This window comes from Pseudomonas sp. ME-P-057, from assembly GCF_030208975.1.
In the GTDB taxonomy this organism is placed as follows: domain Bacteria; phylum Pseudomonadota; class Gammaproteobacteria; order Pseudomonadales; family Pseudomonadaceae; genus Aquipseudomonas; species Aquipseudomonas lutea.
The window spans coordinates 20,671-43,686 of sequence record NZ_JARVSX010000042.1 but is presented as its reverse complement, the minus strand read 5'-3'; the positions used below and the strand labels follow the sequence as shown (position 1 = coordinate 43,686).

The 23,016-nt window shown below is 58.3% G+C and carries 17 protein-coding genes; 10 read left to right on the top strand and 7 right to left on the bottom strand.

The annotated features are described in order from the left end of the window. Window positions 1–152: 152 nt before the first annotated feature. Complete coding sequence (locus QRN48_RS22530) at window positions 153–2,453, top strand: YgiQ family radical SAM protein (protein WP_191942734.1); 2,301 nt, start codon at window positions 153–155, stop codon at window positions 2,451–2,453. Between the two features lie 48 nt (window positions 2,454–2,501). On the opposite strand, the gene QRN48_RS22525 is transcribed toward QRN48_RS22530, so the two are convergent. After that, the gene (locus QRN48_RS22525) at window positions 2,502–2,990 is read right to left on the bottom strand and encodes an Hcp family type VI secretion system effector (RefSeq protein WP_285353399.1); all 489 of its coding nucleotides are present in this window, start codon (window positions 2,988–2,990) and stop codon (window positions 2,502–2,504) included. Window positions 2,991–3,244: 254 nt separating this feature from the next. Here QRN48_RS22525 and QRN48_RS22520 point away from each other — a divergent pair, with 254 nt between their 5' ends. The 3 genes from QRN48_RS22520 to ssp4 all read left to right on the top strand — a co-directional run bounded on the left by QRN48_RS22520 (window position 3,245) and on the right by ssp4 (window position 6,034). Next, window positions 3,245–4,045 carry an NAD synthetase gene (locus QRN48_RS22520; protein ID WP_285353397.1) on the top strand — a complete coding sequence of 267 codons (801 nt, stop codon included), beginning with the start codon at window positions 3,245–3,247 and terminating at the stop codon, window positions 4,043–4,045. Window positions 4,046–4,047: 2 nt separating this feature from the next. Continuing rightward, window positions 4,048–4,833, top strand: a complete 786-nt coding sequence (locus QRN48_RS22515; protein ID WP_285353395.1) for a hypothetical protein — start codon at window positions 4,048–4,050, stop codon at window positions 4,831–4,833. A gap of 283 nt (window positions 4,834–5,116) precedes the next feature. Beyond that, window positions 5,117–6,034 (top strand): Ssp4 family T6SS effector, encoded by a 918-nt coding sequence (ssp4, locus tag QRN48_RS22510; protein ID WP_285353393.1) that lies wholly within the window; start codon window positions 5,117–5,119, stop codon window positions 6,032–6,034. Between the two features lie 31 nt (window positions 6,035–6,065). On the opposite strand, the gene QRN48_RS22505 is transcribed toward ssp4, so the two are convergent. Beyond that, complete coding sequence (locus QRN48_RS22505; protein WP_285353390.1) at window positions 6,066–6,389, bottom strand: hypothetical protein; 324 nt, start codon at window positions 6,387–6,389, stop codon at window positions 6,066–6,068. A 288-nt stretch (window positions 6,390–6,677) separates the two neighbouring features. On the opposite strand from QRN48_RS22505, the gene QRN48_RS22500 reads away from it, so the two are divergent. The 3 genes from QRN48_RS22500 to QRN48_RS22490 all read left to right on the top strand — a co-directional run bounded on the left by QRN48_RS22500 (window position 6,678) and on the right by QRN48_RS22490 (window position 13,528). Continuing rightward, a complete protein-coding gene (locus QRN48_RS22500; RefSeq protein WP_285353387.1) occupies window positions 6,678–9,971 on the top strand; it encodes a transglutaminase family protein in 3,294 nt (1,097 codons plus the stop codon). A gap of 135 nt (window positions 9,972–10,106) precedes the next feature. After that, entirely contained in the window at window positions 10,107–12,608 is a 2,502-nt protein-coding gene (locus QRN48_RS22495; protein ID WP_285353385.1) for a circularly permuted type 2 ATP-grasp protein, read from the top strand. Beyond that, window positions 12,608–13,528: a transglutaminase family protein gene (locus QRN48_RS22490; protein ID WP_191942741.1), complete on the top strand. Its 921-nt coding sequence runs from the start codon at window positions 12,608–12,610 to the stop codon at window positions 13,526–13,528. Before QRN48_RS22495 ends, QRN48_RS22490 begins: the two co-directional genes overlap by 1 nt. Window positions 13,529–13,664: 136 nt before the next feature. Here QRN48_RS22490 and QRN48_RS22485 read toward each other — a convergent pair whose 3' ends face one another. Continuing rightward, complete coding sequence (locus QRN48_RS22485) at window positions 13,665–13,877, bottom strand: hypothetical protein (protein ID WP_037015685.1); 213 nt, start codon at window positions 13,875–13,877, stop codon at window positions 13,665–13,667. A gap of 424 nt (window positions 13,878–14,301) precedes the next feature. Here QRN48_RS22485 and azu point away from each other — a divergent pair, with 424 nt between their 5' ends. Next, entirely contained in the window at window positions 14,302–14,748 is a 447-nt protein-coding gene (gene azu / locus QRN48_RS22480; protein WP_191942742.1) for an azurin, read from the top strand. Window positions 14,749–14,751: 3 nt separating this feature from the next. Here the strand turns inward: azu and QRN48_RS22475 are convergent, their stop codons facing one another. The 4 genes from QRN48_RS22475 to QRN48_RS22460 all read right to left on the bottom strand — a co-directional run bounded on the left by QRN48_RS22475 (window position 14,752) and on the right by QRN48_RS22460 (window position 19,779). Continuing rightward, a complete protein-coding gene (locus QRN48_RS22475) occupies window positions 14,752–15,777 on the bottom strand; it encodes a DUF1338 domain-containing protein (RefSeq protein ID WP_191942743.1) in 1,026 nt (341 codons plus the stop codon). A 232-nt stretch (window positions 15,778–16,009) separates the two neighbouring features. Then, window positions 16,010–16,837 carry an NAD(+) synthase gene (gene nadE, locus QRN48_RS22470; protein WP_191942744.1) on the bottom strand — a complete coding sequence of 276 codons (828 nt, stop codon included), beginning with the start codon at window positions 16,835–16,837 and terminating at the stop codon, window positions 16,010–16,012. 60 nt (window positions 16,838–16,897) lie between these two features. Then, on the bottom strand, window positions 16,898–18,097 hold the full coding sequence (gene pncB, locus QRN48_RS22465; protein ID WP_285353486.1) for a nicotinate phosphoribosyltransferase: 1,200 nt from the start codon (window positions 18,095–18,097) through the stop codon (window positions 16,898–16,900). A gap of 800 nt (window positions 18,098–18,897) precedes the next feature. Beyond that, the gene (locus tag QRN48_RS22460; protein WP_285353379.1) at window positions 18,898–19,779 is read right to left on the bottom strand and encodes a LysR family transcriptional regulator; all 882 of its coding nucleotides are present in this window, start codon (window positions 19,777–19,779) and stop codon (window positions 18,898–18,900) included. A 156-nt stretch (window positions 19,780–19,935) separates the two neighbouring features. Here QRN48_RS22460 and amaB point away from each other — a divergent pair, with 156 nt between their 5' ends. Next, window positions 19,936–21,426, top strand: a complete 1,491-nt coding sequence (gene amaB, locus QRN48_RS22455; protein WP_285353377.1) for an L-piperidine-6-carboxylate dehydrogenase — start codon at window positions 19,936–19,938, stop codon at window positions 21,424–21,426. A gap of 161 nt (window positions 21,427–21,587) precedes the next feature. After that, the gene (gene amaA, locus QRN48_RS22450) at window positions 21,588–22,871 is read left to right on the top strand and encodes an L-pipecolate oxidase (protein ID WP_285353375.1); all 1,284 of its coding nucleotides are present in this window, start codon (window positions 21,588–21,590) and stop codon (window positions 22,869–22,871) included. Window positions 22,872–23,016: the final 145 nt, after the last annotated feature.

Sequence of the window (23,016 nt, the reverse complement as noted above, 5' to 3'; positions counted from 1 at the left end):
ATGTGGAAGCGCGCTTGCCCGCGAAAGGCCCGAAGGGCATCAAATCGCTAATCCGACCACCGTGGTCGGAATTGGTTATTTTTTGTGCTATTCTCCGCGCCCGCGAATTTCCACAAGAAATCGCCCCCCAGACACGAACACTGGTCATCGATATGCAAGCAGCCAAGCCGTTATTTGACTATCCGAAGTACTGGGCCGAATGTTTCGGACCAGCGCCTTTCCTGCCCATGAGCCGGGAAGAAATGGATCAGCTTGGCTGGGATTCATGCGACATCATCATCGTGACCGGTGATGCCTACGTCGATCACCCGTCGTTTGGCATGGCGATCATCGGCCGGCTGCTGGAGTCACAAGGCTTCCGCGTCGGGATCATCGCCCAGCCAGACTGGAAGTCAAAAGACGACTTCATGAAGCTCGGTGAGCCGAACCTGTTCTTCGGCGTCGCTGCCGGCAACATGGATTCGATGATCAACCGCTACACCGCCGACAAGAAAATCCGCTCCGATGACGCGTATACGCCTGGCGGTATGGCCGGCAAGCGTCCGGACCGCGCGAGCCTGGTTTATAGCCAGCGCTGCAAGGAAGCGTACAAAAACGTCCCGATCGTTCTGGGCGGCATCGAAGCATCGCTGCGCCGTATTGCTCACTACGACTACTGGCAGGACAAGGTTCGCAACTCGATCCTGATCGATGCCTGCGCCGACATCCTGCTGTATGGCAACGCCGAGCGGGCCATCGTCGAAGTCGCAACACGTCTGTCCTATGGCGAGACCATCGAAAGCATCACCGACGTGCGCGGCACGGCATTCATTCGTCGTGACACGCCGGAAGGCTGGTACGAAGTCGACTCCACGCGCATTGACCGTCCAGGCAAGATCGACAAGATCATCAACCCGTACGTGAACACTCAAGACACCCAGGCCTGCGCCATCGAGCAGGAGAAAGGTGACGTCGAGGATCCGAACGAAGCCAAGGTCGTGCAGATTCTGGCTAGCCCGCGCATGACACGCGACAAAACCGTGATCCGTCTGCCATCGATGGAGAAGGTGCGCGGCGACGCTGTGCTTTATGCCCACGCCAACCGCGTGCTGCACCTGGAAACCAACCCCGGCAACGCCCGTGCGCTGGTCCAGAAGCATGGCGAGGTGGACGTCTGGTTCAATCCGCCGCCCATTCCGATGACCACCGAAGAAATGGACTACGTGTTCGGCATGCCGTACGCGCGTGTTCCACATCCGGTGTATGGCAAGGAGAAGATCCCGGCCTACGACATGATCCGCTTCTCGGTGAACATCATGCGTGGCTGCTTCGGCGGCTGCACCTTCTGCTCGATCACAGAGCACGAAGGCCGGATCATTCAGAACCGTTCCCACGATTCGATCATCCGCGAGATCGAAGAAATCCGCGACAAGGTCCCGGGCTTCACCGGCGTGATTTCAGACCTCGGCGGGCCGACTGCGAACATGTACCGCATCGCCTGCAAAAGCCCTGAGATCGAATCCGCTTGCCGTAAGCCGTCTTGCGTGTTCCCCGGTATCTGCCCGAACCTCAATACCGATCACTCGGCGCTGATTCAGCTGTACCGCAGCGCCCGCGAATTGCCCGGCGTGAAGAAAATCCTGATCGCTTCCGGTTTGCGCTATGACCTGGCCGTCGAGTCGCCGGAGTACGTCAAGGAACTGGTCACGCACCACGTTGGCGGTTATCTGAAAATTGCGCCGGAGCATACCGAAGAAGGTCCGCTCAACCAGATGATGAAGCCGGGCATTGGCAGCTATGACAAGTTCAAGCGCATGTTCGAGAAGTACTCCAAGGAAGCGGGCAAAGAGCAGTACCTGATTCCTTACTTCATCGCGGCCCACCCGGGCACCACCGACGAAGACATGATGAACCTTGCCTTGTGGCTCAAGGGCAACGGCTTCCGTGCTGACCAGGTGCAGGCGTTCTACCCGTCGCCAATGGCGAGCGCGACCGCCATGTACCACTCCGGCAAGAACCCGCTGCGCAAGGTCACCTACAAGAGCGATTCGGTCACCATCGTCAAGAGCGAGGAGCAGCGTCGTCTGCACAAGGCGTTCCTGCGATACCACGATCCGAAGGGCTGGCCGATGTTGCGCGAGGCGTTGGAACGCATGGGGCGCACCGATCTGATCGGCCCTGCCAAGCACCAGCTGATTCCTCTGCACCAGCCGGATACCGATGCCTATCAAAGCGCGCGTCGCAAAAACTCGACGCCAGCCGGTAGTCATAAGGTTGCCAAAACCACCAAGATCCTGACGCAGCACACCGGTCTGCCGCAGCGCGGCAGCGATGGCAGCAAGCCTTGGGACAAGCGCGAAGAGGCGAAGGCTGCGGCGGCTGCTCGTAACAAGCAGGCAGCCAAGGATCGTGCGGATGCGGCCAAACCCGGCAAAGGCAAGAAGCCAACGCGTCAGCCGGTCTTTCCGCGCTAAGCGATAACGGACAACAAAACGCCAGCTTTCGAGCTGGCGTTTTGCATCTTACATCTTCACGTTTTCACGGATGTTCCAGCCGTACTTCACCGGACCGCCATCTTTGGTGCCATCGGCTTTTTGCGGTTGATAGCTGACCTCGACTTTGCCGAAGTTTAAGGCGATGGTCTCCTTCAGCGTTTCATCACTGTTACCAGCATCTGTCTGATAGGAAGCAACCATTACTTCCTTGAGCGTAATGACCATGTATTCCACGGGAGCGCTGCCACCCGCCTTGCGTACCGTGAGAGTGGCTTCCGGAAAATGTACTCCGCTTGAGCAAGCCATCATGAGATTAGGCGACGCCTTGTCCAGCGCCTTGTTCAAACTCAGGTTCTGCATGCTGACCTTGCCCGCGCCGCCGCCACCACCCTGGTGCATCGAACCCGTCTGCGACATGCCCCATTGCAGCGTATGGATATCGATTTCTTCCTTGTGAACGCTATCTCTGGACTCACCCTTTATATCCCCCAATTTCAAAAACATATCGATAGCCATTATCGCTCCCGGAAAACAGTGGTCGACGGATTGTCGGAGGCACTTTTTCTTACTCGTGCGTTGATCGCAAGGGGGCGAAGACGGATCGAGACCCGTCACACAACAGGTAGAGAGGTTTCCTACAGCAGTCAGTTTGGCCATTACGTAATCTCGTTCGCTTCAGCCATGATGGGAGAATAAGCATGAGCGGCCTATCGGTACGGGATGGTTTTTCAGTCGCGCGAAGCCAAACGAGAGATCGCGTTGAAAACGCAATGGATCTTAATAAACTGTTTCGTGTTATTGATGCTGATCCAGCGATAGTGGGGGCTGGCGTAGTTTTTATCGATAGCGATTTCAATGTGGTGACCCTAAGGGAATTTCAGCCAATTTGCAGCGTAGCTGTAAAGCGGGTGGTCTTGCGAGAGGCGCCCAGACACATGAGGGAGCTTGAATTTCAGAGAAATCTGCTTTCAAGCGTCCGCGAGTCCAAGCTGGTCATAGAGGCTGCAGGTGCTGTGCTGGCGTGCGGCGGGGCGTATCTAAGCTGGAAGGTCGTTTACGGCGGGGCTATGGCTGCTCCTTTCACCGGCGGCATAAGTTTAGTGGTGTCGGTTACGGGCGTCGTAGCGGCTGCCGCAGGAACTCTACAGTGTGGAGTGAATGTATTAAGAGTTGCAATTGAGCTTTTTGACCCTAACTGGTTGGACAAAATAGACTCTGCTGAATGGTATAAGGCAGTCATGGCCCTGCTGGATGGGATCACCCTGGCAGGGGCGTCTTTATCTGTTTATTCTACTATTCGATATGTTTTGGCAACAAAAGCTGTCACTCATAAGGGCTACCGAGACCTGCTGGGGGGATTGTCTCGCCAAGAGCGGCTGGCGTTAACGACAGAAATTCACAAATACAGAAAAGAGACGTTTGGACTTCCCAGGCGCTATTCGAACTCGGAAATAAAGCAACAAACATATACACAGCTCAGAGATGTATTGGCCGGGGCGGCGTCTTTAGGCGGCAGCTTGGTCTCGGGGAATTTAAAACCGATAGCAGTTGCCGTTTATGGGGAGTTCTGAATATGTTGATACTCGAGAGTGCGATTGAGTTCAGGAAGAGACATTTCTCTATATTTGCATCTTCCATATTTCTGGGGATATTTTCCAGTGTGTCTGCATTGGCTTTGGCGATAACAAGCTATTTTGTGACTGCAGACACAGATCTCGGTTTGAAGATTGCGTTTGCTGGACTAATGGTCACAACTTTAATTCAGACGATCTCTGGCTTTAATATCCTTTGTGGGCGTCCGCGCTACGTGTTTGGGATAGCGTCGTTATTCTATTTCCATTTGCTGGTCTCGGTTTTTGCTATTGCATACAATCCACCTCCGGGATTGTATTTTTTTGCGCTGACTACTTCGCTAGCGGGATTGTTCTGCGTCAACAGCAAGCGCTATCGCGCGATGCTGCGAGCAGCAGAGAAAATCCGCTTGGAAAAAAGTGTCGAGCCCCAACGCCAAACCCAACCCAAGCCCAATAGCTCGAAGAAAAAGACCGCTATGGCCGAACAACTCCGAATCAGGAGTGATTACGCCGCTGACGGCAGCGATCGCAGCATTACCATCATGGTCGTAATTTGTTGGGGTCTTTCTCTATTGTTTGTTTTTGTGATAGGAGTGAAGCTGTATTTTGTTTGTGACGGTCTGTTTAACGGCGTTGTCGTCGCTGCAAACAGATATGGTCCGCCTAAAAGCTATTCATTTACCAATGAACCCTGGATGTACGGATTGTCGATGTTTCTGCATCTTTTGACGGTGGCGGTCTCTGCTTTGTTTCTACGGTTAATGCTATTGCTGCGCAGTGAGTAGGGTCTACACAACCTACTCTTGGGAATGTGGTGTTTTCGCTTGCCTGTCTGTGGATTGCCAATGATCGAGCCCCCAATTTCAAAAAACATATCGATAGCCATTATCGCTCCCGGAAACAGTGGTCGACGAATCGTCGCTGGCACTTTTTTCTTACTCGTGCGTTGATCGCAAGGGGGCGAAGACGGATCGAGACCCGTCACACAACAGGTAGAGAGGTTTCCTACAGCAGTCAGTTTGGCCATTACGTAATCTCGTTCGCTTCAGCCATGATGGGAGAATAAGCATGAGCGGCCTATCGGTACGGGATGGTTTTTCAGTCGCGCGAAGCCAAACGAGAGATCGCGTTGAAAACGCAATGGATCTTAATAAACTGTTTCGTGTTATTGATGCTGATCCAGCGATAGTGGGGGCTGGCGTAGTTTTTATCGATAGCGATTTCAATGTGGTGACTCTAAGGGAATTTCAGCCGATTTGCAGCGTAGCTGTAAAGCGGGTGGTCTTGCGAGAGGCGCCGCGGTATATGGGCGCGCAAGAGTTTGTAAGGGCGCTGGAGTCGAGTTCGCGTGAGTCAGAGATGGTCAAAGAGAGCATCGTTACCGGAGTGGCTTGTGCAGGTGCTGTCCTCAGCTGGATAGTCGTGATTAGCGGAAGTGCATTGGTTCCATTTTCTATGGGGAGCAGCGGGGTTTTGACTGCGCTGGGATGGTCGGCGGCGATAGCGGGTTCTGGTCAATGTGTGGTCGGAATCACTCGAGTGATGTTTGAGTCAACAACCCCGTTCACCAACGATGTTCTTGATTCAAGTGAGTGGTACCAGGCGGTAATGAGCATACTCGATGCGATCAGTGTAGCCGGAGGTAGCGTTTCCGTAATCGGAACTCAAGTACTAAAAAAGGCCTTATTGAAGACGACGGATAAGTCAATTCGACAAGCGTTGAGCGGGCTAAGTCGACAAGAACGCTACCAATTAACAACCGAGCTATTGAGTCTTAAATATCCAAGTCTAAGCGCAAAAATGATTCAACTGCAGCGCGTCTCCAAAAAACTGCCGAAGCGGTATACACCTGCTGAGGTAGGTGATGGTCTCAGAACCCAAATTAAAGATCTTATTGCTGGAAGGCTTGCGATTGGAGGAAGTGCGTTATCAGGCAACATCCACACTATAGGCGTCGCTATATACGAGGAGATCATCCAGCAATGAGGCCCGTTGAATTTTTAATTTTTATGCGGCGTTACTTTCCTGTTTTTATCGGGGGAATATTTGCAGCAATTTTTTCATTCGCCACGACGTTGGTTTTGTATTTTGACGCTTTCTGCCAAAGCGCCGCGTTGAAAAAATGCTTGATGGTCGGATTTGCTGTGATGATAGTCGCAACGGCGCTGATGTGCATTTGCCACATTTTTCTAATAAGGGGTCGACCGATATGGGTTTGGGCCGTTGCCATGCTTTTGTTGGCTTGCCTCTTGCTGGTATTGCCAATAAGCGCACAACGCCCGGGCAAGGTTATGTACTTAGCAGCGGTCGCATTTCCACTTATTGGTTTGGTAATTCTCAATTCAGAGCGCCACCGAGCGATGAGGAAAATCCTGCTAGTAATCCGTTATAAAAGGTCGCGTCTTCAAGGAATTCATAAAGCGCGGCTTCGCCGGTTGAAAGCGGAACAGCGCAAATAACCCCACCCGCCTCATTTCCGTGCGACCCTTGCACCATTCGTTGAGGCGGGCGCGTTTTTGGTGCTGTGCCTGACTGATCAGGCCCCCTCTACGCCGGAGGCACCTGACTGGCCGGGGTGGCATAAGTCTTGCGCAGCTCCGTTACCGTCCAGGCTCGCAGGAGGCACGCCGTGTCGATTCACATTGCCTTGCACCACGTCACGCATTACCGCTACGAACGCGCGGTTGAGCTGGGGCCGCAGATCGTCCGCTTGCGCCCGGCGGCTCACAGCCGCACCCGGGTGCTGTCGTACTCGCTGAAAGTGCTGCCTGAAAATCACTTCATCAACTGGCAGCAGGACCCTCAAGGCAATTATCTGGCGCGTCTGGTCTTCCCTGAAAAGACCAACGAACTGCGCATCGAAGTCGACTTGGTCGCCGAGATGGCGGTGTTCAATCCGTTCGATTTCTTCCTGGAGCCGTACGCTGAAAAGATCCCCTTCACCTATGCGAGGGAGGAGCACCATGAGCTGCAGCCTTACCTGGAAAAGCTGCCGCTGACGCCGAGGTTTCAGGAGTACCTGAACAGCATCGACCGTACGCCCATACCGGCCATCGACTTTCTGGTTGGCCTCAACCAGCGTCTGGCCAGCGACATCGGTTACCTGATTCGCATGGAGCCCGGCATTCAGACCCCTGAATTCACCCTGCAGAACGCCTCTGGCTCATGCCGCGATTCGGCGTGGCTGCTGGTGCAATTGCTGCGTCACCTGGGCCTGGCCGCGCGTTTCGTTTCCGGCTACCTCATTCAGCTCAAGGCCGATGTCAAAGCGCTCGACGGCCCTTCCGGTACCGACGTTGATTTCACCGATCTGCATGCCTGGTGTGAGGTGTATTTGCCCGGCGCCGGTTGGGTTGGCCTGGATGCTACGTCCGGCTTGTTCGCCGGCGAGGGTCATATTCCACTGGCGTGCAGCCCTGAGCCGTCTTCGGCGGCGCCCATCAGCGGTATGGTCGAGCCCTGCAATACCGAGTTCAGCCATGAGATGTCGGTTGAACGGGTCTGGGAAGCGCCGCGCGTTACCCAGCCTTACAGCGACGAGCAGTGGCAGGACATTCAGGCGCTGGGCCGTCAGATTGACAGCGATCTGGTGGCTCACGACGTGCGCCTGACCATGGGTGGCGAGCCCACGTTTGTGTCCATCGACGACCGAGACGGCGACGAGTGGAATACCGCCGCATTGGGTCCGAAGAAGCGGTTGCTGTCAGCCGAGCTGTACCAGCGAATGCGCAACCATTACGCGTCACACGGCCTCGTCCATTTTGGTCAGGGCAAGTGGTACCCCGGTGAGCAACTGCCTCGCTGGTCGCTGAACTGTTTCTGGCGCCGGGATGGGCAACCGGTGTGGCGCAACAACGCGCTGGTCGCAGACGAAACGCTGGATTACGGTGCCGACAGCGAGATGGCAGGTGGCTTTCTGCGCCGCGTCGCCGAGCGGTTGAAGCTGCCGACGCGCTACGTTTTCCCGGCGTATGAGGACAAGTTCTACTATGTGTGGCGCGAAGGCACGCTGCCCAAAAACGTGAGCGCCGAGCTCTCTCGGCTGGATGATCCACTGGAGCGCGCGCGTCTTCGTAAGGTATTTTCCCAGGGCCTGGATACGGTCATCGGCCACGTATTGCCACTGGCGCGAACCGCCGCGGACGACCTCTGGCAGAGTGGTCGATGGTACCTGCGCGACGAGCATTGCCATCTGGTCCCCGGTGATTCGGCGCTAGGCTATCGCTTGCCGCTGGCTTCGCAACCGTGGGTCAAGGCGGCTGAATATCCGTACATCCATCCCACGGATCACAATCAGGCATTCGCCGAGCTTCCTGATCGCGATGAGCTCCAGCTGCGCCTGGACAACCTGACTGAACAGGCCGGACAGAGCACCGACCGTGAGCCGGAGATCGATGAGTCAGCCGATTGGCTGACCCGTACCGCGCTGAGCGCGGAGGCGCGGGGCGGGCGTCTGTACCTGTTCATGCCGCCGCTGCCATCGCTTGAGGCCTACCTGGAACTGGTGGCAGCCATCGAAGCGACCGCCGAGGAAATGCGCTGCCCGGTATTGCTGGAAGGCTACGAGCCACCGAGTGATCCGCGTCTGGCGAATTTTCGCATCACGCCCGACCCTGGAGTGATCGAAGTCAACGTTCAACCTTCCTCTACTTGGGATGAGCTGGTCGAGCGTACCGAGTTCCTTTACGAGCAGGCGCGACTGACCCGGCTGACCACCGAAAAATTCATGATCGATGGGCGCCACACGGGCACCGGTGGGGGTAACCATTTTGTGCTTGGCGGTGCGACGCCGGGCGACTCGCCGTTCCTGCGCCGACCGGACCTGCTGCGCAGCCTGCTGAGCTACTGGCACAACCATCCGTCGCTGTCCTACCTGTTTTCAGGCTTGTTCATCGGGCCGACCTCCCAGGCGCCGCGGGTTGACGAGGCGCGCAATGATTCTCTGTATGAGCTGGAAATCGCCTTTGCACAAATGCCTGAGCCGGGAGAGGAGTGTGCGCCGTGGCTGGTGGATCGCTTGCTGCGCAATCTGCTGATCGACGTCACCGGCAACACTCATCGCGCCGAGTTCTGCATCGACAAGCTCTACTCGCCTGACGGCGCCACTGGCCGCCTGGGCTTGCTGGAGCTGCGCGCGTTCGAGATGCCGCCCCATGCGCGCATGAGTCTGGCGCAGCAGCTGCTGCTCAGGGCGCTGGTGGCGCGTTTCTGGCGGGAACCTTATGCGCCGGCAAAATTGGCACGGTGGGGTACTGAACTGCATGACCGCTTCATGCTGCCGCACTTCATTGAGCAGGATTTTGCCGACGTGGTTGCCGAACTCAACAGCGCCGGTTATCCCGTACGTGCCGAATGGTTTGCGGCGCATCTGGAGTTTCGCTTTCCGAAGGTCGGCGACTACACCGTGAGCGGCATCGAACTGGAGCTGCGTCAGGCGCTGGAACCGTGGCATGTGTTGGGCGAGGAGGGTGCAGCGGGCGGCGCGGTTCGCTACGTCGATTCGTCGCTTGAGCGGTTGCAACTGAAAGTCTCGGGCCTGCCACCGCAGCGCTACGTGCTCACCTGCAACGGCGTGCCGGTGCCGCTGCGGCCAACCGGGCGCCTGGGCGAGTTCGTTGCCGGGGTGCGTTATCGCGCCTGGCAGCCGACCAATGCGCTACAGCCCACGATCCCGGTACACGCACCGCTGGTATTCGACATTGTAGATACCTGGATGCAGCGCTCGCTGGGAGGCTGCGAGTATCATGTCGCCCACCCGGGAGGCCGCAATTACGAGACCTTGCCGGTGAACGGCAATGAGGCCGAAAGCCGCCGTCTGGCGCGGTTCTTCCGGATCGGTCACAGCCCCGGCAAGCGACATGTTCCAGCGTTGACGCTTAACGATGAGCTACCCATGACGCTGGATATGCGCCTGCATCGATAGGAGTACGGCGACCGGGCGGGAGCCGGGCCGCCGAGCCATACGGTCGAAACATGGAAAGCGCCCCGGCGTGTCATGTTGTCTGCGCTAGTCTAAGCGCTGTTGATTCGAGTCCCTTTGCTGTCTGCCGAGCTTTCCATGCCTGACCTGCTTGACCACTATCCGCTTACACCGGGTACCTATCACGAAATGCTTGATGCCAGCGGCGCCATTCGGCCGCACTGGCGGCGCGTGTATGAGCACCTTCAACGCAGCACGCCCGCGCAGCTGATCCAGCGGCAGGCGCTGCTCGCCCGGCAGATTCAGGAAAACGGCGTCACCTATAACGTCTACGCGGACCCCAAGGGTGCGGATCGGCCCTGGGAGCTGGACATGCTGCCCCACGTCATTCCCCTGGAAGAGTGGCAACCCTTGGCGGCCGGCATCGCCCAGCGAGCGCGTTTGCTTAACGCAGTGCTGGCTGATCTGTATGGCCCGCAAGCGCTTATCGCTGAGGGCCTGCTACCGGCAGAACTGGTGTTTGGTCACAACAATTTTCTGTGGCCATGTCAGGGTGTGACGCCGCCCGAAGGGACCTTTCTGCATGTCTACGCGGTGGATCTGGCGCGCACGCCTGATGGCCGCTGGTGGGTCACTGCGGACCGAACCCAGGCGCCGTCGGGTGCCGGTTATGCGCTGGAAAACCGGTTGAGCGTGTCTCGGGCGTTTCCTGAGTTGTACCGCGATCTGGAAGTCCAGCATCTGTCGAATTTCTTTCGCTCGTTGCAGCAAACCCTGGCGCGACAGGCCCCGGCCGGCCAGGAAGCACCGTTGGTGGTGATGCTGACACCAGGACGTTTCAACGAGAGCTATTTCGAGCATCTTTACCTTGCCGGTCAGCTTGGCTATCCGCTGGTTGAGGGCAATGATCTGACCGTACGCGATGCCACCGTTTACCTGAAGACCCTCAGCGGGCTGCGCCGTGTTCACGCGATCATGCGCCGGGTGGACGACGACTTCTGCGATCCGCTCGAATTGCGCACCGATTCGGCCCTTGGGGTGCCTGGCCTGCTGCAAGCGGTACGGCAGGGCCGCGTGCTGGTGGCTAACGCGTTGGGCAGCGGCGTACTGGAATCGCCGGGATTGCTCGGCTTTTTGCCCAAAATCAACGAACACTTATTTGGTGAAGAACTGCTGTTGCCGTCCATCGCTACGTGGTGGTGCGGAGAGCCACCGGTGCTGGCTCAAGCGATGGAGAAATTGCCGGAATTGCTGATCAAGCCTGCCTTCCCGTCGCAGAGCTTTGCGCCGGTGTTCGGTCGCGATCTCGACAGCCAAGAACGCCAGGCGCTGGCCGCGCGCATGCAGGCTCGTCCTTATGCCTACGTCGCCCAGGAGCTGGCTCAGTTGTCCCACGCGCCGGTCTGGCAAGGCCAGGAGCATCAGTTGCAGCCCCGGGCCATCGGCATGCGCGTGTACGCAGTGGCCACGGCCGAGGGCTATCGGGTTCTGCCCGGTGGGCTGACCCGGGTCGCCGCCGACGCTGATGCCGACGTGGTCTCGATGCAACGCGGCGGCGCGAGCAAGGACACCTGGATCCTTGGCGAACGTCCGCTTGGCAGTGAGGCATGGAAACATCGTCACTCGCTCGGCGTGCATGACCTGGTTCGCCGCGACCCGTATCTGCCGTCGCGCGTTGTGGAAAACCTGTTCTGGTTTGGGCGTTATTGCGAGCGCAGCGATGACAGTGCCCGCCTGCTGCGGATCATGCTGGCCCGCTACGTTGACGGCGATGATCCGGTGGCGCTGCAAGCGGCGGTCGAGCTGGCCGAGCGTTTGAATCTTCTGCCGTTACAGGATGAGGACGAGCCCCGCGAACTGCATGAACGTTTGCTTGAGGCCTTGTTGGGCGAGGACTGGCCGTTCAGCCTGCGCTCCAATCTGCAGCGCTTGCAGTGGGCAGCGTCGCAAGTGCGCGGCAAGTTGTCTCGAGAGAACTGGCAGGCGCTGGTAGAGCTGCAGCGTGAAGCAATGAGCCTGGAGACCAAGACACCCGATTTCGGTGAGCTGTTGGACTTTCTCAACCGTCTGGTGATGTCGCTGGCAGCGTTGTCCGGTTTTGCGCTCGATGACATGACCCGGGACGAAGGCTGGCGTTTCCTGATGATCGGGCGGCGTATCGAGCGCTTGCAGTTTCTCTGCACGACGCTGGCGGCGTTTCTGCGCAGCGAGGCGGTGTTTCATCAGGATGCGCTCGACGGCCTGCTCGAACTGGGCAACAGCGGCATCACCTACCGCTCGCGCTACCTGGCATTGCCGCAACTGATCCCGGTGCTCGACCTGCTGGTGCTCGATGATCAGAACCCTCATGCGGTGTTATTCCAGCTCAAGCTGGTGGCTCGCTCGGTGAAACGCTTGAACGAGGACTTTGGTGTGCCGCATGACAGCAGCCTTAAAGGGCTGATCCAGCGTCTGACGGCTTTTGATCTGGGGTGTCTCGAGGAAGGGCTGTTTGGAGAAAGCAGCGTGAAGGCTGCGCTGCACGGGCTGGCGGATCTGCTGCAGACGATTGGCGAGACCAGCGGTCAGGTGTCTGACCGGCTCGCGTTGCGCCACTTCGCTCATGTGGATGATGTCAGTCAACGTACGGTGTCGGTCTGATGAACAGCGCTCGCTACCAAATACTTCACGACACACACTACAAATACGACAGCCCGGTTTCTCTGGCGCAGCAGCTTGCCCATTTGTGGCCACGGCGCAGCCCCTGGTTACGCTGCCTGGCGCAGCAACTGGACATCAGCCCGACCCCGACGACGCGTCGCGACGAACTGGATGTGTTTGGCAATCCACTGACGCGGCTGGCCTTCGAACGTCCTCACGACGAACTGCAGGTCAACGCGCGCTTGCTTGTCGAGGTACTGGAGCGTCCAAAGATGGATTTCAATGCGTCGGCTGCCTGGGATGAAGCGCGCCATGCCTTGAGCTACAGCGCGTCGAAAATGGCACCTGCCATCCTCGATGCCTGCCGCTACCGTTTCGAGTCGCCTTACGTTCACCTGAAACAGACATTCATCGAGTTCTCTGCCAGCTGTTTTCCCGCAGGGCGGCCAATGCTGCAATGCGCGCAAGCCTTGATGGAGAAGATATTCGGAGAGTTCACCTTCGATGGCGAGGCCACGCAGGTTGCAACGCCATTGGTTGAGGTGCTGGAAACGCGTCGGGGTGTTTGCCAGGACTTCGCCCATTTGATGCTGGCTTGCCTGCGGTCTCGGGGCTTGGCGGCGCGCTATGTCAGCGGGTACTTGCTCACCCAGCCGCCACCTGGCCAGCAACGGCTGATCGGCGCCGACGCGTCTCACGCATGGGTATCGGTGTTTTGTCCACGAATGGGCTGGGTTGATTTCGACCCGACCAACAATGTTCAACCTGCGCTTGAGCACATCAGTCTGGCATGGGGGCGGGATTTCTCTGACGTGTCGCCATTGCGCGGCGTCATTCTGGGCGGCGGGAGCCACGACCCGGAAGTCAGGGTAACGGTGATGCCGGTTGAGCCGGAGGTTGAAGCGCAGCGTGCAGTCTAGGAGCGCGGTTGCCCTCGAAAAGTATTACTGACGACGCACAGGCGCGGGGTTCAGTAATGCATCGCGGGCAAGCGCTTATGCGACGTTTAAATATTTAGCCATGGCCAGCAGGGTTCCGCGGCCACCTGAGGGGGGATCACTCAGCGGGTTTTTCTTCGGCAGAGCCGTTGACGTCGGCAGGGGCGTGGCCCTCAGTAGAGCCTTCAGTGCTCTCGCCTTCGACGACTTCACCTTCTCCAGCCAGTGCCTCAGCTTTTTCGGCCTGCTTGCGCTGTGCTTTCTCCTCTTTCTTTTGCTCTTTTGCCAGGTCGCGTTGGCGTTTGGCGAAGGAATAGTTGGGTTTGGCCATGGGCAGTCCTCGAGGCAGACGATAAGTCAGCCCATTCTGCCTGAGAATGACGCAAACCCGGCGTGGTATTTTTCCTTTGACGGGCCCCGATCAGCCTCAGTCTCCGGCCACAGAGGGTTTCAGCGATTGCAAATGGCGCGCGGGTAAGCGCTGTAATCCTGGCTCGCACGGTCGTAATTACCTGAAGCGCCACAGGCGTAAGCGGCGAGCAAACTGCGGAAAATACTGGAGAGTTGCATGGGATCGTCCTGAAGATGAATGACAGGGCGATCTTATGCAGCGAAAGTAGCGCTGACTGTTTGATTGTCTTGATGGCCCTGATAGAGGCCTTCCGGGCAGGTTTGGCAATAGCGATGTTAAATTGTTTTATTTCAGGACAGTCTTTGGAGACGAACTCCAGGGCTGGCCCACCAGGAGACGCACAATGATTCGCAAGCTTGTCGCAATATCCATACTCACTTTGGCCAGCGGCCACCTGCTGGCGGCCGAGTGTTCGGTCGATGTCGATTCAACCGATCAGATGACCTTCACCACCAAAGCCATCGAGATCGACAAAAGCTGCAAGCAGTTCACCGTCAACCTGAAACACTCCGGCAGCCTGCCGAAGGCCGTCATGGGTCATAACCTGGTCATCAGCAAATACGATGACATGTCGCAGATCGCAACTGACGGCATGAGCGTCGGTCTTGATAAGAGTTATCTAAAGGACGGTGATGCCCGCGTGATTGCCCACACCAAGGTGATCGGCGGCGGCGAAACGGACTCGGTCACGTTCGACGTATCCAAGTTGGACCCCGCCGAGAAATACGGTTTCTTCTGCTCGTTTCCGGGCCACATTGGCATGATGAAAGGCACTGTCACGCTGAAGTGACCTTCAGGCCCGCGTCGAGTCGGTCATCTTGAAGATGCCCTGGGCGTTGCTGCTGTCAAAGTTGAGGTCGATCTTGCCGTTGTCAGGGTCGATCTTGCGCTGGATGAACTCGACGAACGAGCCCGGCACCTTGTGTACGGCCACGACGCCCTCGGCGTTGATCAGCCCACGCTCCACCGCGCAGGCTTTATAAGCGGTTTGCATCACTCTCCCGGAACCAGACACCTCAATGGTGTCCTTCATCGGGCGCTCGCGGCGGTTTTGCTCCGCTACGGTTGCTTCCAGGTCCACGACTCGATCGGTCAGGTGATTGAAGCTATTCCCCTCGGTGGCAATCCACGCCATCTCGGCACTTTCCTTGAGCAACTGACGGTAGTCATCTTCTCGAACGGTGCCATGTTGACGGCCAAATGCGCGATACAGCGCCGGTAACAATCGGGTGGCTTCGGCCATGCTGCAATGTCGGGTGTTACGCAGGCGAGCGAGGATACTCAGATGCTCGGGACTTAGCGGATCTCGGCTTGAACCTATCACGCGGCTCACCGCGTCTTGAAAGCCCTGGCTAAGACGACCAGGGTGAAGCTCGGAAACGAAGAACTGCGCGATGTCTTCAGGCAGGTCCATCTGGCGGTATCCCCAACCGGTCATGTTCAGCCTGGTTAGCGGATAAGTGCGCACGTCGGTGAAACCCAGGGGCTCCAGCAGTCGCGAAAACGCCTGGCGCCCCCGCGGCAATTCGCCGTTGTCTGCCCAATCGACGGTGCGGATGGCGCCATGGTCGAAGACCACTTTGCGCCCCCCTTCAAATTGCTCATCAACGTAGCGAAGTCCGTCCGGGACGGCCTGCACCAACTTGTGAAACAGACACAGGTTCAGTGCTTCGGCGAGCCATGCCCGGTGGATAGCTTCGTCGGACCAGGAAAACCCGGCCAATGCCTGAGGCACCTCAACGCGGTGTTCTAGCCACGCTGCAGCGGGCTGGCCGACGGTGGACGCAACGAGATCGAAGAGGCCTTTGAAAGCAGTCATGGATAGCGGCTCTGAGCGAAGAAGTCAGAGCGCTATGTAAGCCGTGATGGCGAAGAGCATCAAGCGAAAAGAACGAACGGGCTCATTCCGTTTTTGAATACAGCGGCGTTTAGCCTGTGTCGCAGATCGCGGGAATGGCTGGAGGAGCGACCGGGGTGGCGCTCCTGCAGCATATGCGTGCCCGGGAGATGGCTTCAAACCGTAGACGCATGGATTGCCGCTACGGCACGCTCTATGGCGCGTAAGGCAGATCCCGTTTGTGCTGGGTTTTACGGTAAGTGTTGACGATGATCTCGGCGGTTTCCGGCTTCACGTGTTCGCCGTGCAGGAACGCATCGATCTCCGCGTAAGTGATGCCGTGAGATGCTTCGTCCGGCTTGCCTGGGGTGAGCTCCTCCAAGTCGGCAGTGGGGACTTTCTCCACCAGGTTCTGCGGGGCTCCGAAGCTGCGCGCGATGGCTCGCACCTGATGTTTTACCAGTCCACTCAACGGCGCCAGGTCGCACGCGCCGTCGCCGAACTTGGTGTAGAAGCCCATAACTGCTTCGGCAGCGTGATCGGTGCCGATCACCAGACCACCCTTCACACCGGCGATGGCGTATTGCGCAACCATGCGCGCGCGGGCCTTGATGTTGCCCTTGACGAAATCGACCGTTGCAGCGGGCTGGCCTTCAAAAGCCTTGATTTGCTCAACCAGCGCCTTGACCGAAGGCGCGATGTCCACCGTATGGCGCTCGTCTGCATTGATGAAATCCACCGACGCGGTAGCTTCGTGCTCGTCTTGCTGGATGTGATACGGCAGGCGCACGGCGATGAACTTATACGCATCGTCACCCGTGGCTTCACGCAACTCACGGATCGCACGTTGGGCCATCAGGCCTGCGGTCAGTGAATCGACGCCGCCGCTGATGCCCAGTACGAGGACCTTCAGGCGAGCTTCCTGCAGGCGCTCCTTGATGAACTGTACGCGGCGACTGACTTCGGCCTGCAGCGCGTCATCGTTGGCGAAAGGTGGCTGGACATTGAGCTGCCGGGCGATCTCGCGCTGTACGTCTTGCATGATTGACTCCTTGAGCAAAAAAGGAATGGCATGAAAATAGGGCGGCTGTCGGTGTTCGACTCACGCTGGCACTTTAAAGACATGGCGCAGGTAGGACACAAATTCAGGGTCCTTGCACTGCGTCTTGCCGGGCTCGTCCGAAATCTTGGCAACGGGCTGGCCGGCGCATGCGGTCATTTTGAGCACAATGCTCATGGGTTTTATGCCAGGAATATCCGCAGTCAGATTGGTGCCAATGCCGAAGCTGACATTGATGCGACCACGCAATGCACGGAATATTTCCAACGCTTTCGGCAGATTCAGCCCATCGGAGAACACCAGCGTCTTGCTCATCGGATCAATGCCCAGCTTCTGGTAGTGGCGGATGCATTTCTCGGCCCACTGCACAGGGTCGCCCGAGTCGTGGCGCAGGCCGTCGAAAAGCTTGGCGAAAAACAGGTCAAAGTCATTCAGAAAAGCGTCGGTGGTAATGCAGTCTGTCAGCGCGATACCCAGTAATCCGCGGTACTCACGGACCCAGCAATCAAGGGCGGCGATCTGGCTGTCGATCAGTCGCGGGCCGAGTTGTTGATGCGCCATGATCCACTCATGGGCCATGGTGCCGAGCGGCTTGAGGTCGAATTTGCGTGCCAGATGGACGTTGCTGGTGCCAACGAACTGGCCGGGGAAGTCTTTTTTAAGCACTGCAACGACGTCTTCCTGCACCGCAAAGGAGAAGCGCCGGCGAGTGCCGAAGTCGGCCACTTTCAATTCGGCCAATTCATCGGCGGTGGCGGTGGCGGTCAGCCAGTCGAATTTGCGGTACAACTGATCGCGCGCCTGGCTCAGCAAGGTCTCAGGGTTGCGATGACGGTTACGAACCTCGCTGACGATAGCCAGCACAGGCACTTCAAACAGGATCACATGCAGCCACGGGCCGGAGAGGCGAATGCACAGCTCATCGTTTTCGATGGTGGTCTGGACGTAGCGCAGGTTGAAGCGAAACAAACCGAGGAAACGCAGGAAATCGGGCTTCATGAAGTTGATGCGTTCGAGGAAGCCGGTCTCCTCGATGCTCAGCGACAGCTCGCACAGTTGCTCGATCTGATGACGGATTTCGGCCAGATAGGGGCGCAGGTCCTCACCGTTGCGGCAGCGAAACTCCCACTCCACTTCAACGTTGGGGTAGTTGTGCAGTACGGCCTGCATCATGCTCATCTTATAGAGGTCGGTATCGAGCAGGTTCTGCACGATGCGATCCGCGAAAGCGCTCTCGCTCATTGTGTCGCTCCAGCCAGCAGCGGCCGCCAGGGTGCGGCCGGGGAGATTCAATTGGGTGTCGCATACAACCTTGCGGTAGCGCTGTGGCGGTACGTCCGGTTTGTTATTGACGATGGCCGACATAATGCCAGTCGTCGTGCGGGAGGGGCAGAAATGTTTCAGCGACTGACTGCCTGCACCTGGTCGCGCTGGGTGGAACGCCAGTTGTTGGGACTGGCCTAAGCACCCATTGTGTGGGATGGCATGAGCACCAATTGAGTGGAAATGGCATGAGCACCAATTGAGTGAAAATGGCAAGAGCACCAATTGTGGGACCGGCTTCAGCCGGGAAGGCGTCGGTGGTCACACCGCAGATTTGAGGGTGCGCAAACCGGCCTCTTCCCGGCTGAAGCCGGTCCCACTTAAAGCACTGCGTGTGTCCAGTGGGCTAGCGGAAACCCTGACTGTGGGACCGGCTTCAGCCGGGAAGGCGTCGGTGGACACACCGCAGATTTGAGGGTGCGCAAACCGGCCCCTTCCCGGCTGAAGCCGGTCCCACTTAAAGCACTGCGTGTAGCCAGTGGGCTAGCGGAAACCCTGACTGTAGGACCGGCTTCAGCCGGGAAGGCGTCGGTGGTCACACCGCAGATTTGAAGGTGCGCAAACCGGCCCCTTCCCGGCTGAAGCCGGTCCCACTTAAAGCAACTGGTGTATCCAGTGGGGGTGGCTGAAACCCTGATTGTGGGATCCAGTGTGCCGGGCTCAAACCGTGACTGTGGCTTCAGCCGGGGATGTTTTCACTGCGGGGTGGGCGCGTCGATTTACTCAAGCATCCATTCGACGAATACCCGGATCTTCGGCACTTCGGCAGCGTGTTCCGGGTAGGCGAGGTAATACGCATCCTGGCTGGGCAGCGCATGGGGCCATGGCATCACCAGCTTGCCGTCCGCCAGTTCTTCTTCAACCAGGAACCGGGGCAACAGCGCAACCCCGCAACCCACCTGCGCGGCACGGATGCACATATAGATCGTTTCGAAGCGCGGGCCATGGTAGCTGTGTTCGGTCTGATAACCCTGGCTTTCAAACCAGTCGTGCCAGGCTTGTGGGCGATGCGCATTTTGCAGCAGGACCAAGTCGCTCAGCTGTGTCGGATCGGTGAACGGCCGTTCGGGGATACTGGCCGGAGCGCAGACGGTGATCAGCTCTTCATTGAACAGCTTTACGCTCTCGGCGCCAGGCCGAGCACCACCGCCGAAATAGAACGACACATCGCAGCGACTCTGTGCCAGGTCGTCGCTCTCCTGCTCGTTGACCAAGTCCAGATGAATGTGGGGATGACGCAAGCGCCAGCCTTTCAGGCGCGGAACCAGCCAGCGGGCGCCGAAGGTCGAAGGCGTCGACACGCGCAGGACTTCAGTCTCGCCGCCGTAGGAACGCAGGAAGTGCGTCGACATCTCCATCTGCATCAGGACTTTGCGCACCTCAGCCAGATAGAGCGCGCCGGCAGGGGTTAGCTGCAAGCGCCGGCGAACCCTGCGAAACAAAAGGTGTTGTACCAATTCTTCCAGCTGCGCGACTTGCTTGCTCACGGCGCTTTGCGTGAGATTCAGCTCCTCGGCCGCGCGGGTAAAACTCAAATGGCGTGTGACCGCCTCAAAACATTGCAGCGCAGTGACCGACGGGAGATGGCGTTTATTCAACATATTCGGCTCGTTCAGCGTCAGCATGAAAAAACGGAATGATATCTCGCTTAATCGTCGTTTGTTGCAGTGCCGTGTGCCAGCTATTACTACAGGCTGACAAAATTGCCAAAGCCTGACATTCCGCTTTCGCACCTACGATCCGCCTCAGGAGAAACCATGCTCAACGATCTGCTTACCCGACTCGGTGTCGATGCCGCGCTTTATCAGCAGGGCGACAAGCCTGTTCATACGCCAATTGACGGGAGTCAGGTCGCTTCGGTGAGCTGGGAAGGCGCCGCCGAAGTCGAACAGCGCATCACCCGTGCCGACCATGCATTCGAAGCGTGGCGCAAAGTGCCTGCGCCCCGTCGCGGCGAGCTGATCCGGTTATTCGGCGAAGCGTTGCGCACGCACAAGGCAGACCTCGGCGAACTGGTGTCGTGGGAAGCGGGCAAGATCACTCAGGAGGGGCTGGGTGAAGTGCAGGAAATGATCGACATCTGCGACTTTGCGGTCGGGTTGTCACGCCAGATGTACGGCCTGACCATCGCCTCCGAGCGCCCTGGCCACCACATGCGTGAAACCTGGCATCCGCTGGGGGTTGTCGGTGTCATCAGCGCGTTCAACTTCCCGGTGGCGGTCTGGTCGTGGAACACCGCGTTGGCGTTGGTTTGCGGTAACTCAGTGATCTGGAAACCGTCGGAAAAGACGCCACTGACAGCGCTGGCGTGTCAAGCGCTGTTCGATAAAGTCGCAGCGCAATTCTCCGACGCTCCGGCTTACCTCACGCAGTGCATTGTCGGCGGCCGCGAAGCCGGCGAGGCATTGGTTGATGACCCTCGCGTGGCGTTGATCAGCGCGACCGGCAGCACGCGCATGGGCCGCGAAGTGGCGCCAAAACTCGCGGCACGTTTCGCCCGCAGCATTCTGGAGCTGGGTGGCAACAACGCGATGATCCTTACCCCAAGCGCCGACCTGGACCTGGCAGTGCGCGCGGTGCTGTTCAGCGCCGTCGGCACGGCCGGGCAACGCTGCACCACCCTGCGCCGATTGATTGCTCACACGTCGGTGAAGGCCGAGTTCGTCGAGCGTCTGAAAGCGGCGTACGCCAAAGTGCGCATCGGTCATCCGCTGGAAGGCAACCTGGTTGGCCCGCTGATCGACCGGCAGAGCTACGAAAACATGCAGGAAGCCCTGGAGCAGGCGTTGAGCGAAGGCGGCAAGGTGTTTGGCGGCAAGCGTCAGTTGGAAGATAAGTTTCCCGATGCCTATTACGTCTCGCCCGCCATCGTCGAGATGCCGGAACAGAGCGACGTAGTACGCAGCGAGACCTTCGCACCGATTTTGTACGTGGTCGGGTACGACGATTTCAGCGAGGCGGTAAAGCTGAACAATGACGTGCCGCAGGGCCTGTCTTCTTGCATCTTTACCACGGACGTGCGCGAGGCGGAGCAGTTCATCTCGGCATTGGGCAGCGATTGCGGCATTGCCAACGTCAACATTGGCCCGAGTGGTGCAGAGATTGGCGGCGCGTTTGGTGGCGAGAAGGAAACCGGCGGGGGGCGTGAATCCGGGTCGGATTCGTGGAAAGGCTACATGCGCCGCCAGACGGCCACCGTTAACTACTCCCGCGAGCTGCCGCTGGCCCAGGGGATTACGTTTGATTGATTAGCAGAGACGGAGTGTAGTCATCGCACCGCGTTGACTTCATTCGCGACCAAGCTCGCTCCCACCTATTTGCGCAAGTCATGTGGGAGTGAGCTTGCTCGCGAAGTGGTCTTTACAAACACCACTGAATAATCATCGTTGTCTCTCTCCGAGGTTTTGCGATGCCGTTACGCGAAGAATGTCTGTGGGAAACGCTGACGCCGCAGAGGCCGGAAGCGCCCGCGTTGCGCGGGGAAGTGACTGTCGATGTGTGCGTCATCGGCGCTGGCATCACGGGTTTATCGGCAGCCATTCATCTGCTTGAGCAGGGCAAGACCGTTGCTGTCGTCGAAGCCCATCGCACGGGGCAGGGCGGGTCCGGCCGGAACGTAGGGTTGGTCAATGCGGGTTTGTGGATTCCGCCTGACGAAATTGAAGCCGGGTTCGGCGAGAAAGTCGGCAGCCAGCTCAACACAATGCTGGGCAATGCACCCTCTTTGGTGTTCAGTCTGATCGAAAGATATGGCATCGACTGCCAGGCAACGCGCAAAGGCACGCTGCACATGGCGCACAACGCCAAGGGCGAGCTGGACCTGCGCAGCCGTGAAGAACAATGGAAGCGTCGCGGCGCTCCGGTGGAGTTGCTCACCGGCAAGGCCTGTCAGGAAGCGACCGGCACCATCGAAATCACCTCCGCATTACTCGACCATCGCGCCGGCACGATCAATCCCATGGCCTACACCAGCGGGCTGGCTGCCGCCGTCACCCAACTGGGCGGTCAGCGCTTCGATCACTCACCGGTCAAACGCCTTGAGCGACAGGGCGCACGGTGGTGCGTGATCACTGAAAACGGCGCGGTGCTTGCCGAGCAAACCGTCATTGCGTCCAACGCCTACACCGAGGGCGAATGGACGGAGCTGCGCCGCAGCTTCTTTCCGGGCTACTACTACCAAGTGGCTTCGGCGCCGCTGACTGAAGAGGCCGCGCAACAGATTCTGCCGGGCGGGCAGGGCTCCTGGGACACGCGTCAGGTGCTCAGCAGCATTCGTCGCGATGCTGATGGCCGTCTGTTGCTGGGCAGTCTGGGCAACGGCAATCAGAAGCCCGGCTGGTTTCTCAAAGCATGGGCCGATCGTGTTCAGCAGCACTATTTCCCCTACCTCAAGCCTGTGGACTGGGAATGCACGTGGACCGGCTGTATTGCCTTCACGCCCGATCACCTCCTGCGAATGTTCGAGCCTGCACCAGGACTGGTCGCAGCAACGGGGTACAACGGGCGCGGCAATACCACCGGAACCGTAGTCGGCAAGGCCTTTGCCGATTACCTGTGCAGCGGCGATGCGGGTGTACTCCCGATTCCCTTCTCACGTATGCAGCCATTGGCGGGCGTCGGATTGCGCAGCTCTTTGTACGAGGCTGGCTTTTCGCTATACCATGCGGGCCAGTGCCTCAGAATCGTGATCTGAGCAGAAATTTGTGTCACAAAACAACGCTTTTCCTCCTATCCTCTATCCTTAAATGGTGCGTCCCGTAGCGCGAGCGCACCCGCAGTGTGCAGTTCGGTGACGCACGCTGTAACAACAGGGTTGTACAGGTCGGAAATGCGCGGTT